This window comes from Rhizobium favelukesii (assembly GCF_000577275.2).
GTDB lineage: Bacteria > Pseudomonadota > Alphaproteobacteria > Rhizobiales > Rhizobiaceae > Rhizobium > Rhizobium favelukesii.
On the sequence record NZ_HG916852.1, the window covers coordinates 3,533,677 to 3,551,321 of the forward strand.

Sequence of the window (17,645 nt, forward strand, 5' to 3'; positions counted from 1 at the left end):
ATGCATGAGGGTGGAGGGCGACACAAGGCACCGAAGCGATCTAGGGCAGCGGGCGGATCCACGCGCCGCTGAACCGTCCATCCTCGGCGAGAGTGAAGCGCCATTCCATCAGTTCGTTTTCGAAGACCACCTCGTAGACGTCCCATCCTTCCGGCGATACACCCTTGAAAACATGGCCTTTCACGGGACCCGCCTTTTCGAGATCGGCCTTGATCTTCTGCGCCTGCTCGCGCGTCGCGGCGGCGAGCGGCTCGGTCATCCGGCCGAGATCGTATTCGCCGCGTGCAGCCTCGTCGATGAGGCTAAGCAACCGGGCCTCGCTGCCGGCGACCGGTCGCTTGTCCCTGATCCTACTTTCAAGTTCAGCGGCGATCTCCTGCGCCAGACCCTCGTCGATGCGCCGTGCTATCTGCTCGTAGCCGTTCTGGTGGAGTATGAGGCCTTCCGCTGGAGCCCCATTCTCGTGGGCGAAGCTTAGCTGCGCCGGCACGACTCGATAGAAAAAGACATCCTCCTTTTCAGGATAGATATCCAACCGGTCCTGACCGGTGAGCTGAGCCGCCAGCCCTCCCTCACACATTGAGATCGTCATGACGCCGCCGTTCGGAAAGCGGTAGGCGCCGACGCAGCGGCTGTAAAGGGCCGGATCGATCGACACTTCGGTGCGCGGGCGGGCCTGCTCGTAGCGCCGCCATGCCACGGCATCAGCGGTATCGTCGCTCATGTCTGTTTCCCTTGCTATCTTGATGAGGTCGTGAATGGCGATCGGCTCGCCGCCTGCAATGCGCTGCCGCGATGCCCGAATGAGGGCGAGCCCCTCCTCGGCCCTCTCGCGCAAAGCGACGAGGGCGGCCTGCTGCATGGCGAGCGTCCGGTCGAGATCGATCGCACGTCCCGCCAGCAATTGGGTGATGTGGGCGAGACTTAGCCCCATGCGCTTCAGCGCCAGGATTTCATGCAACCGCGCTATGTCAGAAAGACCGTATAACCGCCAGTTCTTGCCGGTCCGGCGCGGGTTGATCAAACCGCGCGCCTCATAGAGCCGCAGCGCCCGCACCGTAAGACCCATCCGCTCGGCGCATTGGGCAGCCGTCAGCCAGAGATTTTCGTTGATTCGTCCGGTCATCGCACCTCCATTGCCCCCTTATAGGCTATGACCCAAGGGGCGGCTCAAGCACGTTTTTCCTCCATCACTAGACGCGCCCGTCCTCGTGACATCGGCCGCACCAGCCTGTATCCTCTTCAAAAACCAAGGGAACATCCGTGCGCATTCTACTGGTGGAGGACAATATCGCGCTGGCCGACGGGCTTTCGGCCATCCTGCGCGGCACCGGTCATGCCGTCGATGTCGTGCATGACGGCGCCTCTGCCAATGCCGTGACGGCAGCCGAGAACTTCGATCTCGTCGTGCTCGACCTGAACCTGCCGGAGATGGACGGCCTCGATGTTCTGCGCGCCATGCGCGCCCGGCAGAACAAGTCGGCGGTCCTCATCCTGACGGCGCGCGGCGCGCCAGAAGAGCGCGTCAAGGGTCTCGATCTCGGCGCCGACGACTACCTCATCAAGCCCTTCGATGTTTCGGAATTCGAAGCGCGCGTGCGGGTTCTGCTACGCCGGCAGGCCGGTCTGCATTCGGCGACGGTCAGCTTCGGCGGCGTGTCGCTTGATCTCAACTCCCGCGCCTTCTCCGCCGGCTCGACGCCATTGGACATTCCCGCCCGCGAGCTCGGCCTTCTCGAGATCCTCTTCATGCGCGCCGGCAAGGTCGTCGCCAAGGAAGCGATCATTCAGTCGCTGACCGCTTTCGACGACGACATTTCCGCCAATGCCATCGAGCAGTATGTCAGCCGTCTGAGGAAGCGCCTGTCGCCCTACGGCCTCACGGTGAAGACCGCGCGTGGCATCGGCTACTATCTCGACAAGCTGCCCGAGGCCTCATGACAACGGTCTATTCGCTCCGACGAAGGCTCTTGTTCTGGCTGCTGATCTCGACCGCCATCATCGGCATGGTCGCGCTGGTCGACACCTACCGCGAAGCCGTGCAGACCTCCAACATCGTATCGGATCGCGTGCTGGCCGGTTCCGCGCTTGCCATTGCAGAACGCGTCGTCGTTGCGGAAGACGGCACGCTCGAGGTCGATATCCCCTATGTGGCGCTGGAGATGTTGACCTCGGCCGCGCAGGACCGCGTCTTCTACCGCGTCGACGGCCCGCCCGGGAAATTCATCACCGGCTATCAGGCGCTTCCCGTCCTTGCCGAAACCGTGGGCGACAATGCTGCCTTCGCTGACGACACATTCCGCGGCGAGCCGATCCGCGTCGCAACGCTCAAGCGTTCGGCCTCGACAGGCATCCGCTCGGTGCCCTTCGCCGTTACCGTTGCCGAAACCACGATTGCCCGCCGCCAGCTTGCCCGCGCCATCCTCTTCCGCTCCGCGCTCCGCCTCTCGTTGATGATCGCAGGAGCCGCCGTCATCGTCTGGATCTCCGTCACCGTCGCGCTGCGCCCGCTCTACAAGCTGCGCGACGCGATCGGTGAGCGCAGTCCCGACGACCTCCACCCGATCGAACAGTCGGTACCGAGTGAGGTGCAGCCGCTGGTCGACACGGTAAACGGTTTCATGGTGCGTCTGGAGTCGGCGCTCGATGCGCTTCGCAACTTCACCGGCAACGCCAGCCACCAGCTGCGCACCCCGCTTGCGATCATCCGCACGCAGCTCGCGCTATCGGCCCGTGCCGGCACCTTGGCCGAAGCGCAAGGCTCCGCCCTGAAAGGCGACCAGGCCGTCGCCCACGCCGAGCGCATCCTCGCCCAATTGTTGCTGATGGCAAAGATCGATGCGGCGACGGCCAAGGAGGCGCTGACGGTCTCCTCCATCGACCTGACGGCCATCGCGCAGGAGATCACCGGCGAGCTCATCCCGGCCGCCGCTGAGGCAGGCATCGATCTCGGATTCGACGGTGACCGCCCTGCGTTCGTCCGCGCCGAGCCGCTTCTGATCGGCGAACTGCTGCGCAACCTCGCCGGAAACGCCATCGCCTATGCCGGCAAGGGCGCAGAGGTGACGGTTCGGATATCGGAGACGGATGATACTGTCCGCCTCGACGTCGAAGACAACGGACCAGGCATCCCGTCCGACAAGCTGGCCGCCGTCCGCCAGCGCTTTTCGCGTGGCAGCGATTCGGGTGCGCCGGGCGCCGGGCTCGGCCTGCCGATCGTCGAGGAGATTGCCGGCCTCTTCAATGCGGCGCTGGCGCTGGAGCCTGGCGCGAACCGCAAGGGCCTCAAAGTCTCCGTGACCTTTGCGAAGGCTGCCTAAAGGCTTAGCCGGCTCGGCCTTACCTTCTTGCATTCTTTCGCTGCATTGCACACACTGACGTCCGGGAACAGGAAATGCCGCACGAAGATGTGGCGCCAGATAAGGCAAGATATGTCGATCAAAGCCAGCATCTATCACCTGACGCACTACAAATACGACAAGCCGGTCCGCCTCGGACCCCAGATCATCCGCCTGAAACCGGCCTCGCATTCGAAGACGCGGGTGATCAGCCACGCGCTGAAGGTCTCGCCGTCCAACCATTTCGTGAACCTGCAGCAGGATCCCTACGGCAATTATCTCGCCCGCTACGTCTTTCCGGACCCGGTCACCGAATTCAAGATCGAGGTCGATCTCGTCGCCGACATGACGGTCTACAATCCCTTCGATTTCTTCATCGAAGAGAGCGCCGAGACGTGGCCCTTCTCCTATCCCGAAGACATCAGGGACGATCTGAAGATTTACATGCAGCCGCAGCCGATGGAACCGGCGCTGGCAGCTTACGTCTCCGGCATCGACCGCACGCCGGTGCGCACCATCGATTTCATCGTCGGCCTCAACGCCCGCCTGAAGGAAGACATCGAATACGTCATCCGCATGGAGCCCGGCGTCCAGACGCCGGAGGAAACGCTGAAGCTCGCCCTCGGCTCCTGTCGCGATTCGAGCTGGCTGCTGGTCGAGATCCTGCGCAATCTTGGGCTCGCCGCCCGCTTCGTCTCCGGCTATCTCATCCAGCTGACACCCGACCTGAAGGCGCTCGACGGCCCCTCGGGGACTGAGGTCGATTTCACCGACCTGCACGCCTGGTGCGAAGTCTATCTTCCCGGCGCCGGCTGGGTCGGCCTCGACCCGACCTCCGGGCTGCTGACCGGGGAGAGCCACATCCCGCTCGCCGCCACCCCGCACTATCGCAACGCCGCCCCGATCTCCGGTGCGCTCTTTGGCGAGGCCAACACCGAGTTCGCCTTCGACATGAAGGTGTCGCGCGTTGCCGAGCATCCGCGTATCACCAAGCCTTTCTCCGACGACAGCTGGGACGAACTCAACGCACTTGGCGCAAAGGTCGATAGCATTCTTCAAGCCGAGGACGTTCGCCTGACCATGGGCGGCGAACCGACCTTCGTCTCGATCGACGACTTCGAATCCGAGGAATGGAACACCGCCGCCGTCGGCCCGACCAAGCGTGAGAAGGCAGACGAGCTGATCCGCAAGCTGCGCGAACGCTTCGCCCCCGGCGGCTTTCTGCATTACGGCCAGGGCAAGTGGTATCCGGGCGAAAGCCTGCCACGCTGGACCTTCTCGCTCTACTGGCGCAAGGACGGCAAGCCGATCTGGCGAAACCCGGAGCTGATCGCCGGCGAAGGCAAGGACACCGGCGTCAAAGCCGAGGACGCCTCCAACCTGCTGAATGCGATCGCCCGCGAGTTGGCGATCGAGCCCGACATGGTACTTCCCGCCTACGAGGATCCGGCCGAATGGATCATCAAGGAAGGCAGCCTGCCGGAAAATGTCGATCCGTCCAATTCCAAGCTGAAGGACCCGGAAGAGCGCAGCCGCATCGCCCGTGTCTTCGAGCGCGGCCTGACGACGCCGACCGGCTACATTCTGCCGGTTCAGGCCTGGAACGCCAGGGCATCGGGCCAGCGCTGGGTCAGCGAAAAATGGAAGACCCGCCGCGGCAAGATCTTCCTCGTGCCCGGCGACAGCCCCGTCGGCTATCGCCTGCCGCTCGGCACGCTGCCCTATGTGCCTCCGGCTCGCTTTCCCTATATCCACCCAGCCGATCCCTCGATCCCTCGCCAGCCGCTGCCAGAGGTCTTCGTTCCCGCCGGCCGCGCCATGCCCGAAGCGTCCCGCCACAGCGACGACAGCAGCCAGAGCCGCGTCGAGCAAACGATCGGCGAAATCGGCGGCGCGGTGCGTACCGCCATTTCGGTCGAGCCGCGCGACGGAAGGCTCTGCGTCTTCATGCCGCCGGTCGAGCGCATTGAGGATTATCTCGAACTGATCGCCGCCGCCGAAAATGCCGCGGCCGAGCTCGGCCTGCCCGTCCATATCGAAGGCTATTTGCCGCCGCAGGACGAGCGCATCAACGTCATCCGCGTCGCCCCCGACCCCGGTGTCATCGAGGTCAACGTCCATCCCGCGTCCAACTGGCAGGACTGCGTCGACATCACCACGACGGTCTATGAGGAGGCGCGCCAGACCCGGCTTGGCGCCGACAAATTCATGATCGACGGTCGCCACACCGGCACCGGCGGCGGCAACCACGTGGTCGTCGGCGGCGCCAATCCAGGCGACAGCCCGTTCCTGCGCCGTCCCGACCTGTTGAAGAGCCTGGTGCTGCACTGGCAGCGCCATCCCTCGCTCTCCTACCTGTTCTCAGGCATGTTCATCGGCCCGACCAGCCAGGCGCCGCGCATCGACGAGGCCCGCCACGACAGCCTCTACGAGCTGGAGACGGCGCTTGCCCAGATCCCGGCGCCCGGCCACGGGGCGGCGCCGCTCCCATGGATCACTGACCGCCTGTTTCGCAACACGCTGATCGATGTGACGGGCAACACCCACCGCGCCGAAATCTGCATCGACAAGCTGTTCTCCCCGGATGGCCCGACCGGCCGTCTCGGCCTCGTCGAGTTCCGCGGTTTCGAAATGCCGCCGAACGCCCGCATGTCACTGGCCCAGCAATTGATGGTGCGCGCGCTGATCGCCCGTTTCTGGCAGAACCCGGCCGATGGCAGGTTCGTGCGCTGGGGAACGACGCTGCACGACCGCTTCATGCTGCCGCACTTCGTCTGGGCCGATTTCCTCGATGTGCTCGGCGATCTCAGGCAGAACGGCTTCGACGTCAGTCCCGAATGGTTCAAGGCGCAGCTCGAATTCCGCTTCCCCTTCTGCGGCGAGGTCGAATACGAGGGCTCGAAGCTGGAACTGCGCCAGGCGCTGGAACCTTGGAACGTCATGGGCGAGGAAGGGGCGATCGGCGGCACCGTGCGCTATGTCGACAGCTCCGTCGAGCGCCTGCAGGTTCGCCTCGAGACCAGCAATGCCTCGCGCTACACCGTCACCTGCAACGGCCGCACGGTGCCGCTGACGCCGACCGGCACGGCGGGCGTCTCCGTCGCCGGCGTCCGCTTCAAGGCCTGGCAGCCGGCGTCGGGATTGCACCCGCTTTTGCCGGTCAGCACGCCGCTGACCTTCGACATTTATGATACGTGGTCGAAGCGTTCGATCGGCGGCTGCATCTATCATGTTGCCCATCCCGGCGGGCGTAGCTATGACACCTTCCCTGTCAATGGTAACGAAGCGGAAGCAAGGCGTCTGGCGCGATTCGAGCCGTGGGGGCATACGGCAGGCGGTTATATCCCGCGCGCTGAAACAGCGTCGCCGGAATTCCCGCTAACGCTGGATCTTCGACGACCGGTGGGAATTTAAACGTTAGGGTGAAATGGGCAAAAAACCGACGGCAGAACTGAGGGAAGAGCCACGGGAGCGCACCGGCAACGATGCGGTACTCGGCTATGCTCCCCTGCCTGGCGTCGCCGACGAAATGGTCGACACCAACGGCGCGATCCGCCCGGTCTGGCAGCGCTTCTTCGCGCATCTCAGCAGCATGCCCGATAAGGATCTGACCGAGCGCTTCACCCGCGCCGATCGTTATCTGCGCGATGCCGGCGTTTTCTATCGCGCCTATGGCAGCACTGGCAGCGCCGAGCGTTCCTGGCCGCTTTCGCATGTGCCTGTCTTGATCGATGCGCGCGAATGGGAGGTGGTCGCGGCTGGCCTGGTGCAGCGCGCCGACCTGCTGGAGGCGATCGTGGCCGACATCTACGGCCAGAACCGGCTCGTCGCGCAAGGCGTGCTGCCACCCGCGCTGATTGCCGCCAATCCGGAGTATCAGCGTCCGCTCGTCGGCGTCACCCCGGCTGGCGGCCACTACCTGCATTTTTGCGCTTTCGAGATCGGCCGCGGGCCCGACGGCAATTGGTGGGTGCTGGCCGACCGCACCCAGGCGCCATCAGGCGCCGGTTTTGCGCTCGAAAACCGCGTCGCGACAACCCGCGCTTTCTCCGACATTTACGCCGAAACGCCGGTGCATCGGCTGGCCTCTTTCTTCGGCGCATTCCGCGATTCGCTGCAAGGCATGAAGCACAGCGGCGACGACCGCATCGCCGTGCTGACGCCAGGTCCCGCCAACGAAACCTATTACGAACACGCCTATATCGCTCGCTATCTCGGCTTCATGCTGCTCGAAGGCGAGGACCTGACCGTCGTCAACGGCAAGGTCATGGTCCGCACCGTTTCCGGCTTGAAGCCGATCACCGTGCTCTGGCGCCGCCTCGATTCAGCCTATGCCGACCCGCTGGAACTGAACCAGAACTCGCATATCGGCACGCCCGGCCTCGTCGAGGCCCTCCGGGCGGAAAGCGTGACGATCGTCAACGCGCTCGGCAGCGGCATCATCGAAACACGCGCGCTGCTTGCCTTCATGCCGACGATCTGTCGCCGGCTGTTCGGCGAAGAACTGAAGCTCCCGTCGATCGCGACCTGGTGGTGCGGTCAGAAGGATGAGCGCGGGCATGTGGCTGAGAACATCGAGAAGATGGTGATCGGCCCGGCCTATTCGCGCGCACCCTTCTTCGACGACAGCGGCGAATCCGTGCTCGGCTCGACCTTGCGTGCCGCCGCCAAGGACTCGATCGGCGATTGGCTGGATTCCGACGGCGCAAAACTCGTCGGCCAAGAAGTCGTGACGCTGTCGACGACGCCGGCCTGGATTGACGGCAAGCTCACGCCGCGGCCGATGTCCTTGCGCGTCTTTGCCGCCCGCACGGCCAATGGCTGGCAGATCATGCCGGGCGGCTTTGCCCGCATCGGCGGCAGCGATGACGTTTCGGCCATCGCCATGCAATCGGGCGGTGCGGCCGCCGACGTATGGATCGTCAGCGACAAGCCGGTGGAACGCCACACGTTGCTGCCGGCGGAAGGCAGCTTTACCCGCAACATGCCGGGCAGCCTGCCGAGCCGCGCGGCCGACAACCTCTTCTGGCTTGGCCGCTACATCGAACGCGCGGAAGGCGCGCTGCGCATCCTGCGCGCCTGGCACGCCCGCTTTGCCGAGGCCGCCGACCCGGGCCAGCCGTTGCTGGCCGACGTGACGGCCTATCTGGCCGCCGTCGACATCGACACCGAAGATGCGGTGCCAAACACACTGCTGCGCAACATCGACAGCGCCGTCTATTCCGCCAGCAACATCCGCGACCGCTTCTCGCCGGACGGCTGGTTGGCGCTGACCGATCTCGCCAAGACCGCGCGCCGCTTCCACGACACGATCTCGCCCGGCGACGATGCCAGCCATGCCATGACGATCCTGCTGCGCAAACTCGCGGGCTTCGCCGGTCTGGTGCACGAGAACATGTATCGCTTCACCGGCTGGCGCTTCCTCTCGCTCGGTCGCCATATCGAGCGCGGCCTGCACATGACGCGTCTGCTCGGCCACATGTCGGGTACGGACGCCCCGGACGGCGCGCTCGACATGCTGCTCGAAATCGGCGACAGCGTGATGACCCATCGCCGTCGCTACAACGTCAACACCGCCCGCCTGACCGTGACCGATCTTCTGGCGCTCGATCCGCTCAACCCGCGCTCGATTCTCTTCCAGATGAATGAGATCCACCGTGAGGTCGAACAACTGCCGAATGCGCTCGTCAACGGCCAGATGTCGCCGTTCTACCGCGAAGCGATGCGGCTGCACTCCGGCCTTGCGGTGATGACGCCGGAGACGATGAGCGTCGACGACTATCGTCGCCTCGAACGCGAGCTGGAACTGCTGTCCGACCTTCTTGCCCGCACATATCTTGGGTGACGCGCATGCTCTACGACCTCTCGCTGCACATGGGCTACATCTACGACACGCCGGCCTCCGGCGCGCGCCACATCATGCGGCTGATGCCATTGTCGCTGCCGAACGGCCAACGGCTGATTGCCGGCTCGATCAAGGTCTTGCCGACGCCCGACGAGCAGGCGCACTTCATCGATTTCTTCGAACATCCGGCAACCTCCTTCATGCTGCGAGCGCCGCATGAGAAGCTGGACATTCGGATGCAGGCCCGCGTCCAGGTGGAGAGCCATTCGATCGCGGCGGATTTCTCCCCCGTGCTGGCGAAGCTTCCGGACGAGGTCGCGGGTGTCTGGTCGCTGAAGCCTGACGCTCCGCACCACTTTCTCGGCAATAGTCCCCGCCTGCTGGAAACGCGCGCGATCTCGGAATATGCGAGAGCCTGCGCCGAACCGTCATTGACCGTGCTGCAGATCGCGACTGCACTCTGCGCCAAAATCCATCAGGATTTCACCTACGACGCCGATGCGACGACTGTGGACACCACCCCGCTCGAAGCCTTCCAGTTGAGGAGCGGCGTCTGCCAGGACTTCGTCCATGTCATGATCCTTGCGCTGCGCAGCCTCGGCATTCCGGCAGGCTATGTCTCCGGCTTCCTGCGCACCATTCCACCGCCCGGCAAGGAACGGCTGGAGGGTGCCGACGCCATGCACGCCTGGGTCAGGGTCTGGTGCGGCGAAACGATCGGCTGGGTCGAACTCGATCCGACAAACAATATCCCGGCCGGCACGGACCATATCGTCGTTGCCTATGGCCGCGACTACGCCGACGTCGCACCAGTCATCGGCGTACTGAAAAGCTACGGCGGCCAACGCGCCGTCCAGGCGGTGGATGTCATCCCGCTGGGATGATTGACCCGGTAGGCGTATTGGCGCAGCACGTCCCTCAGGGAAGGCGTTTTCACCGAGGCTGCGCACAAGAAAGTGACATTCCGTTAGAATCTTAACGACTTGATAAAGGTGAACTCAAGAATTGAGGCGCATGAGTTAAGCATTATTGGGGCACTAACTCAGGTGAACATGATGAGCACCTTGCATTCGCTGAAGTCGAGCCTGTCTCGGCTGCGGAACGACCGGCATGGCAATTTCGGAATGGTGACGGCCATTGTGATCCCGGTTCTGATCGGAACCGCTGGCGTGGCAATCGACTTTTCCAACATGGTACTCCAGCAGCGACAGCTCCAGGAGGCGTCCGATGCCGCGGCGCTCGCGGCGGCTACTGCGCTTGCAAAAGGTACGGTTGCCGATGGTACAGCAGCCGAAGCCCTGGCGAAAGATTTTGTCGTGGGCCAAATGGTCAACTACCTGAGCAGTACCGATTCAACTTCGCTGAGGAACTCAACAACAGCCTCTGTCACCACAACGACCACAGCCACAAGCAAGAGCTACAAAGTTAAGGTCACTGCTGCTTACGCAATGGGTTTGACCCCGTTGATGAACGTGTTCGGCAAGAAAAGCGTGAACATCGCGAGCACGAGTTCGACGAGCAGTGGCACAAGCGAGGTTAAGAGCGCTCTTTCTATGACGCTCGCTCTTGACGAGTCAGGGTCGATGCTGGCTGACACGACGACGAAGCTAAACAATAACAAATGCGATCACTATAACACCAGCGGCAGCAAGATCGGCAGCTACAGCCCCTGCTACGTCAAGAAGATCGATGCCCTGAAGACAGCCGCAAACCTGCTTCTGGACCAGCTCGACAAGGCCGATCCGAACTTCAAATATTCACGGACGAACGCGATCGGCTGGAGCAGCAAAGTTCAGGTATCCAGCAAATTTGCCTGGGGAACTTCGCAGACGAGAAGCAATGTCATCAACGTCCTGTCTGCTGGTGGCGGCACAGAATCCGCCGCTCCGATGAAAAAAGCCTACGACGACCTGATCACAACGGGATCCAGCTCCGAAACACAAATCCACGCGCAGGCTGGCAACCCCAATCTAACCAAATACATCGTCTTGATGACGGATGGCGAGAACAACGCCTCCTCTTCCGATACCAACACGCTGAAGACATGCACTGATGCGAAGTCAGCCGGAATAAAGATCTATAGCATCGCCTTCATGGCACCGACAGCCGGCCAGAACCTACTCCGCAGCTGCGCGAGCGGCGCCTCCTACTACTTCCAGGCAGAAAGCATGACCGACTTGCTGGGTGCATTCACGTCTATTGGCTCTGAAGCATCCTCGGATAAAGTCATCGTCACTCAATAAGGCGACGCCGAAGACAAATCAAAAACGCCGCTCCGGAACCAACCGGAGCGGCTTTTCGTTTCAAAAACGCGCCTATCAAAATCGGAGAACCGATTGAAATCAAGTTCTTTCCGCGGCCGGATACCGAGCTCTGTCAATTTTCTCGTTTGGGTAATTCCCTTGTTGCAAGTGCGTTGTAACGATGCATAAACTGCGTCTTTAGTGCGTGGTAAACCGATTGAAATTGGCATAACGTACTGAAACCAAACAGAATTGGCGAGGACTGACGATGAACACCGTTTCGAAGCCGACCATCCCTTCCCCCGCCCCCCGCAGTTCCAAGCCTGAAATTCTCGCCGAAGAAATCATCGAGCGCCTGACCTATCGCATCGGCAAGGATGCGAAGGTCGCCAAGCCCCATGACTGGCTGACTGCGACGATCCTCGTTTTGCGCGACCGCATCATCGACAAGTGGATGGAATCGACCCGCAGGGTCTATGCGACCGGCGACAAGCGCGTTTACTACCTCTCGCTCGAATTCCTCATTGGACGCCTGATGCGCGATGCTGTCTCGAACCTCGGCCTCATGGAACAGGTTCGCGACGCGCTCGCCTCGCTCGGCGTCGATGTTTCGGTCATCGCCGGCCTCGAGCCCGACGCCGCGCTCGGCAACGGCGGCCTCGGTCGTCTCGCCGCCTGTTTCATGGAAAGCATGGCGACCGTCGAGGTGCCTGCCTATGGCTACGGCATCCGCTATGTGCACGGCCTCTTCCGCCAGCAGCTTGCCGACGGCTGGCAGGTGGAGCTGCCGGAGAGCTGGCTGGCACACGGCAACCCCTGGGAGTTCGAGCGCCGCGAAAGCGCTTACGAAATCGGCTTCGGCGGCACGGTGGATGTCGTCAACAACCCCGAGGGCGAGCCCCGCTACGTGTGGAAACCGGCCGAACGTGTCATTGCCGCAGCCTTCGACACGCCTGTGGTCGGCTGGCGGGGCAAGCGCGTCAACACGCTGCGTCTCTGGTCGGCGCAGCCGATCGACCCGATCCTGCTCGATGCCTTCAACGCCGGGGATCACATCGGCGCGCTGCGCGAAAGCAACAAGGCGGAAAGCCTGACGCGTGTCCTCTATCCGGCCGATGCGACAGCTGCCGGCCAGGAGCTGCGCCTGCGCCAGGAGTTCTTCTTCTCCTCCGCATCCCTGCAGGACATCCTGCGCCGTCATCTGCAGCAGTATGACGACTTCACCTCGCTGCCCGACAAGGTTGCGATCCAGCTGAATGATACGCACCCGGCCGTCTCCGTCGCCGAGCTCATGCGGCTGCTGTGCGATGTTCACGGCATGGAGTTCGACCTGGCCTGGGATATCACCCGTGGCACGATCGGCTACACCAATCACACGCTCCTGCCTGAAGCGCTCGAAACCTGGCCGATCCCGCTTTTCGAGCGTCTGCTGCCGCGCCACATGCAGATCATCTACGCAATCAACGCCAAGGTGCTGCTTGAGGCGCGCCGGAACAAGAGTTTCTCGGAGACGGAAATCCGCTCGATTTCGCTGATCGAGGAAAGCGGCGAGCGCCGTGTGCGCATGGGCAACCTCGCCTTCGTCGGCGCCCATTCGATCAACGGCGTCTCGGCGCTGCACACCGACCTGATGAAGGTTACGGTCTTTGCCGACCTGCACAAGCTTTATCCCGACCGCATCAACAACAAGACGAACGGCATCACGCCACGCCGCTGGCTGCAGCAGTGCAATCCCGGCCTGACCTCACTGATCCGCGAGGCGATCGGCGACGATTTCCTGGACGATGCCGAGAAACTGAAGCCGCTTGACAAGTTCGCGAGCGATGCAAGCTTCCAGGAGAAGTTCGCTGCGGTGAAGCGTGCCAACAAGGTGGCATTATCTAACCTTGTCGCCAGCCGCATGGGCATCAAGCTCGATCCGTCGGCTATGTTCGATATCCAGATCAAACGCATCCACGAATACAAGCGCCAGCTGCTCAACGTCATCGAGGCCGTCGCCCTCTATGACCAAATCCGCTCGCATCCTGAGTTGGACTGGGTACCGCGCGTCAAGCTGTTCGCCGGCAAGGCGGCGCCGAGCTATCACAATGCTAAGCTGATCATCAAACTGATCAACGATGTCGCCCGCACGATCAACAACGACCCGGCCGTCCGCGGCCTGCTGAAGGTCGTGTTCGTACCGAACTACAACGTCTCGCTGGCCGAGGTCATGGTGCCGGCTGCCGATCTTTCCGAGCAGATCTCGACGGCCGGGATGGAGGCATCGGGTACCGGTAACATGAAGTTTGCCCTCAACGGCGCGCTGACAATCGGCACGCTTGATGGCGCCAATGTCGAGATGCGCGATCATGTCGGTGAGGACAACATCATCATCTTCGGCCTGCGCGCCGATGAAGTCGCTGCCGCCCGTGCCGACGGCCACAATCCCCGCGCCATCATCGAAGCCTCTCGCGAACTGTCCCAGGCCCTGCAGGCCATCAGTTCCGGCGTCTTCTCGCACGACGACCGAAACCGATACTCGGCGTTGATCGAGGGCATCTATGCCCATGACTGGTTCATGGTGGCGGCCGATTTCGATGCCTACGCCCAGGCCCAGCGCGATGTCGACCAGCTCTGGACCGATCCATCCACCTGGAATTCGAAGGCGATCTGCAACACGGCGCGGATGGGCTGGTTTTCGTCCGACCGCACGATACGTCAATATGCCAAGGAAATCTGGAGAGCCGGATGAAAACGCCGAAAGCCACCCTTGAAGTCAGACTTCCCTGGGAGATTTCGGCAGACGAGATAGCGGCAATCCTCGCAGGGTCGCATTCCAACCCTTTCGCCGTTCTCGGCGTTCACAAATCGGGCGATGCCTATGTCGCCCGCTGCTTCATTGCCGGTGCCGAAGAGGCAACAGCAATGGCGCTCGACGGCAGCGTCATTGGGGAATTGAGCCTGCAGCATCCGGACGGCTTTTTCGCCGGACAGGTTTCGCTGACGAAGCTGCAGCCGGTGCGCTACCGCGCGCGGCGCGGCGACGCCGAATGGGCTGTGACCGACCCCTATAGCTTCGGGCCGGTCCTCGGACCGATGGATGACTATTACGTGCGCGAGGGTTCCCACCTGCGCCTCTTCGACAAGATGGGCGCGCACTGGATCAAGCACGAGGGCGCACAGGGCATCCATTTCGCGGTCTGGGCACCAAATGCCCAGCGTGTCTCCGTCGTCGGTGATTTCAACGGCTGGGACGGCCGCCGCCATGTGATGCGTTTCCGCTCCGGCTCCGGTATCTGGGAGATCTTCGCCCCGGATGTTCCGACGGACGTCGCCTACAAATTCGAAATTCGCGGCCACGACGGAGTGCTTCTACCGTTGAAGGCCGATCCGTTTGCCCGTCGCAGCGAGTTGCGCCCGAAGACGGCCTCGGTCGCGGCGTCCGAACTGCTGCAGGATTGGGACGACGAAGCGCATCTGAAGCACTGGAGTGAGACCGACAAGCGTCGTCAGCCGATTTCAATCTACGAGGTTCATGCCGGTTCGTGGCAGCGGCGTGATGACAGCACGTTTCTCTCCTGGGACGAGTTGGCATCCCGGCTGATCCCCTACTGCGTCGACATGGGCTTCACTCACATAGAGTTCCTGCCGATTACCGAGCACCCCTATGATCCGTCCTGGGGATACCAGACGACCGGGCTCTATGCCCCCACCGCCCGCTTCGGCGAGCCTGAGGGTTTCGCCCGCTTCGTCAACGGCTGCCACAAGGTCGGCCTTGGCGTCATCCTCGATTGGGTGCCCGCGCATTTCCCGACCGACGAACACGGTCTCGGCTGGTTCGACGGCACGGCGCTCTACGAGCACGAAGACCCGCGCAAGGGCTTCCATCCCGATTGGAACACCGCGATCTACAATTTCGGTCGCACCGAAGTCATTTCCTACCTCGTCAACAACGCGCTCTATTGGGCCGAGAAGTTCCATCTCGACGGCCTGCGCGTCGATGCCGTCGCCTCGATGCTCTATCTCGACTATTCCCGCAAGCACGGCGAATGGATCCCGAACGAGTACGGCGGCAACGAGAATCTGGAAGCCGTTCGCTTCCTGCAGAACATGAACACGCGCATCTACGCCGAGCATCCCGGCGTGATGACCATCGCCGAGGAGTCGACGTCCTGGCCGAAGGTCTCGCAGCCGGTTCACGAAGGTGGCCTCGGCTTCGGCTTCAAGTGGAACATGGGCTTCATGCACGACACGCTGAGCTACATGAGCCGCGAGCCGATCTACCGCAAACATCATCACAACGAGCTGACCTTCGGCCTGCTCTACGCCTATTCGGAGAACTTCGTGCTGCCGCTCTCCCATGATGAGGTGGTGCATGGAAAGGGCTCGCTGATCGCCAAGATGCCTGGCGACGATTGGCAAAAGTTCGCCAACCTGCGTGCCTACTACGCCTTCATGTGGGGCTATCCGGGCAAGAAGCTGCTGTTCATGGGTCAGGAATTTGCACAGTGGAGCGAGTGGAACGAGGCGACATCGCTCGACTGGAACCTGCTGCAGTATCGGATGCACGAGGGCATGCGTCGGCTGGTGCGCGACCTCAACTTCACCTACCGCAGCAAGCCGGCGCTGCATGCCCGCGATTGCGAGGGCGACGGCTTCGAATGGCTGATCGCCGACGACCACGAGAATTCCGTCTTCGCCTGGCTACGCAAGGCGCCGGGCGAAAAGCCGGTTGCCGTGATCTGCAATCTGACACCGGTTTATCGCGAGAACTACACAGTGCGCCTACCGATCGAGGGGCGGTGGCGCGAGATTCTGAATACCGATGCCGACATCTACGGCGGCAGCGGCAAGGGCAATGGCGGTCGCGTTCAGGCCGTCAATGCCGGCGGCAACATCGCCGCATCGATCACCTTGCCGCCTCTGGCGACGATCATGCTTGAACCTGAGAACTGAAGACTGGTGGGAGGATAAAAATGGTAGAAAAACGTGTTCAGCCACTTGCCCGCGACGCAATGGCCTATGTTCTCGCAGGCGGTCGGGGAAGCCGCCTCAAGGAGCTCACCGATCGCCGCGCCAAGCCGGCGGTCTACTTCGGCGGCAAGACCCGCATCATCGACTTCGCGTTGTCGAATGCCCTGAACTCGGGCATCCGCCGCATCGGCGTCGCCACCCAGTACAAGGCGCACTCACTGATCCGCCACATGCAGCGCGGCTGGAACTTCTTCCGCCCCGAGCGAAACGAGAGTTTCGACATTCTGCCGGCCTCCCAGCGCGTCTCCGAGACGCAGTGGTATGAAGGCACGGCCGACGCCGTCTACCAGAACATCGACATCATCGAGGATTATGGCGTCGAATACATGGTCATCCTTGCCGGCGACCATGTCTACAAGATGGACTACGAATACATGCTGCAGCAGCATGTCGATTCCGGCGCCGACGTCACGATCGGCTGCCTGGAAGTGCCGCGCATGGAGGCCGTCGGTTTCGGCGTCATGCATGTCGACCAGAACGATAGGATAATCGACTTCATCGAGAAGCCTGCCGACCCGCCGGGCATTCCCGACAAGCTGGATTTTGCACTGGCCTCCATGGGCATTTACGTGTTCCACACGAAGTTCCTGATCGATGCGTTGCGCCGCGACGCCGCCGACCCGAACTCCAGCAAGGACTTCGGCAAGGACATCATCCCCTACATCGTCAAGAACGGTAAGGCCGTCGCTCACCGCTTCGCGCAATCCTGCGTCCGCTCCGATTTCGAGCACGAGCCCTATTGGCGCGACGTTGGGACGATCGATGCCTATTGGCAGGCCAACATCGACCTCACCGCGATCGTTCCGGAACTGGATATCTACGACAAGTCCTGGCCGATCTGGACCTACGCAGAAATCTCGCCGCCGGCAAAATTCGTCCATGACGACGAGGACCGCCGTGGCTCGGCGACCTCGTCCGTCGTGGCGGGCGACTGCATCATATCGGGCGCGACGCTCAACAGGAGCCTTCTGTTCACCGGTGTGCGCGCCAACTCCTATTCCAAGCTGGAGGGAGCGGTCGTCCTGCCGAGCGTGAAGGTCGGCCGGCACGCACAGCTCAGGGACGTCGTGATCGATCACGGCGTCGTCATCCCGGAAGGCCTTGTCGTCGGCGAGGACCCGGAACTCGATGCCAAGCGGTTCCGGCGCACCGAGAGCGGAATTTGCCTCATCACGCAGCCGATGATCGACAAGCTGGATCTTTGAC

Annotated in this window: 10 protein-coding genes; 9 read left to right on the top strand and 1 reads right to left on the bottom strand. The window is 62.4% G+C overall.

All coding sequences use genetic code 11. The features are described 5' to 3' along the window. Positions 1-40 precede the first annotated feature (40 nt). The gene (locus LPU83_RS56090; protein ID WP_024315889.1) at positions 41-1,126 is read right to left on the bottom strand and encodes a MerR family transcriptional regulator; all 1,086 of its coding nucleotides are present in this window, start codon (positions 1,124-1,126) and stop codon (positions 41-43) included. Positions 1,127-1,263: 137 nt separating this feature from the next. On the opposite strand from LPU83_RS56090, the gene LPU83_RS56095 reads away from it, so the two are divergent. From LPU83_RS56095 to glgC, 9 genes are all read left to right on the top strand, one after another. Further along, entirely contained in the window at positions 1,264-1,941 is a 678-nt protein-coding gene (locus tag LPU83_RS56095; RefSeq protein ID WP_024315888.1) for a response regulator, read from the top strand. Next, on the top strand, positions 1,938-3,320 hold the full coding sequence (locus LPU83_RS56100; protein WP_024315887.1) for a sensor histidine kinase: 1,383 nt from the start codon (positions 1,938-1,940) through the stop codon (positions 3,318-3,320). The genes LPU83_RS56095 and LPU83_RS56100 overlap by 4 nt, the downstream gene beginning before the upstream one ends. 111 nt (positions 3,321-3,431) lie before the next feature. Then, complete coding sequence (locus tag LPU83_RS56105; protein WP_024315886.1) at positions 3,432-6,752, top strand: transglutaminase family protein; 3,321 nt, start codon at positions 3,432-3,434, stop codon at positions 6,750-6,752. Between the two features lie 13 nt (positions 6,753-6,765). Next, positions 6,766-9,183: a circularly permuted type 2 ATP-grasp protein gene (locus tag LPU83_RS56110; protein ID WP_037070056.1), complete on the top strand. Its 2,418-nt coding sequence runs from the start codon at positions 6,766-6,768 to the stop codon at positions 9,181-9,183. Positions 9,184-9,188: 5 nt separating this feature from the next. Further along, positions 9,189-10,067 (top strand): transglutaminase family protein, encoded by an 879-nt coding sequence (locus LPU83_RS56115; protein ID WP_029710137.1) that lies wholly within the window; start codon positions 9,189-9,191, stop codon positions 10,065-10,067. Between the two features lie 171 nt (positions 10,068-10,238). Continuing rightward, entirely contained in the window at positions 10,239-11,426 is a 1,188-nt protein-coding gene (locus LPU83_RS56120; protein WP_024315883.1) for a vWA domain-containing protein, read from the top strand. Between the two features lie 268 nt (positions 11,427-11,694). Then, positions 11,695-14,157: a glycogen/starch/alpha-glucan phosphorylase gene (locus LPU83_RS56125; protein WP_024315882.1), complete on the top strand. Its 2,463-nt coding sequence runs from the start codon at positions 11,695-11,697 to the stop codon at positions 14,155-14,157. After that, on the top strand, positions 14,154-16,361 hold the full coding sequence (gene glgB, locus LPU83_RS56130; RefSeq protein WP_024315881.1) for a 1,4-alpha-glucan branching protein GlgB: 2,208 nt from the start codon (positions 14,154-14,156) through the stop codon (positions 16,359-16,361). The genes LPU83_RS56125 and glgB overlap by 4 nt, the downstream gene beginning before the upstream one ends. Before the next feature lie 20 nt (positions 16,362-16,381). Further along, positions 16,382-17,644: a glucose-1-phosphate adenylyltransferase gene (gene glgC / locus LPU83_RS56135; protein WP_024315880.1), complete on the top strand. Its 1,263-nt coding sequence runs from the start codon at positions 16,382-16,384 to the stop codon at positions 17,642-17,644. Position 17,645: the final 1 nt, after the last annotated feature.

Bases quoted from the DNA above. Each gene is read 5' to 3' on its own strand.
- LPU83_RS56115 (WP_029710137.1), top strand. From the start codon at position 9,189: ATGCTCTACGACCTCTCGCTGCACATGGGCTACATCTACGACACGCCG.
- LPU83_RS56120 (WP_024315883.1), top strand. From the start codon at position 10,239: ATGAGCACCTTGCATTCGCTGAAGTCGAGCCTGTCTCGGCTGCGGAAC.
- LPU83_RS56090 (WP_024315889.1), bottom strand. From the start codon at position 1,126: ATGACCGGACGAATCAACGAAAATCTCTGGCTGACGGCTGCCCAATGC.
- LPU83_RS56110 (WP_037070056.1), top strand. From the start codon at position 6,766: ATGGGCAAAAAACCGACGGCAGAACTGAGGGAAGAGCCACGGGAGCGC.
- LPU83_RS56100 (WP_024315887.1), top strand. From the start codon at position 1,938: ATGACAACGGTCTATTCGCTCCGACGAAGGCTCTTGTTCTGGCTGCTG.
- LPU83_RS56125 (WP_024315882.1), top strand. From the start codon at position 11,695: ATGAACACCGTTTCGAAGCCGACCATCCCTTCCCCCGCCCCCCGCAGT.
- LPU83_RS56105 (WP_024315886.1), top strand. From the start codon at position 3,432: ATGTCGATCAAAGCCAGCATCTATCACCTGACGCACTACAAATACGAC.
- glgB (WP_024315881.1), top strand. From the start codon at position 14,154: ATGAAAACGCCGAAAGCCACCCTTGAAGTCAGACTTCCCTGGGAGATT.
- glgC (WP_024315880.1), top strand. From the start codon at position 16,382: ATGGTAGAAAAACGTGTTCAGCCACTTGCCCGCGACGCAATGGCCTAT.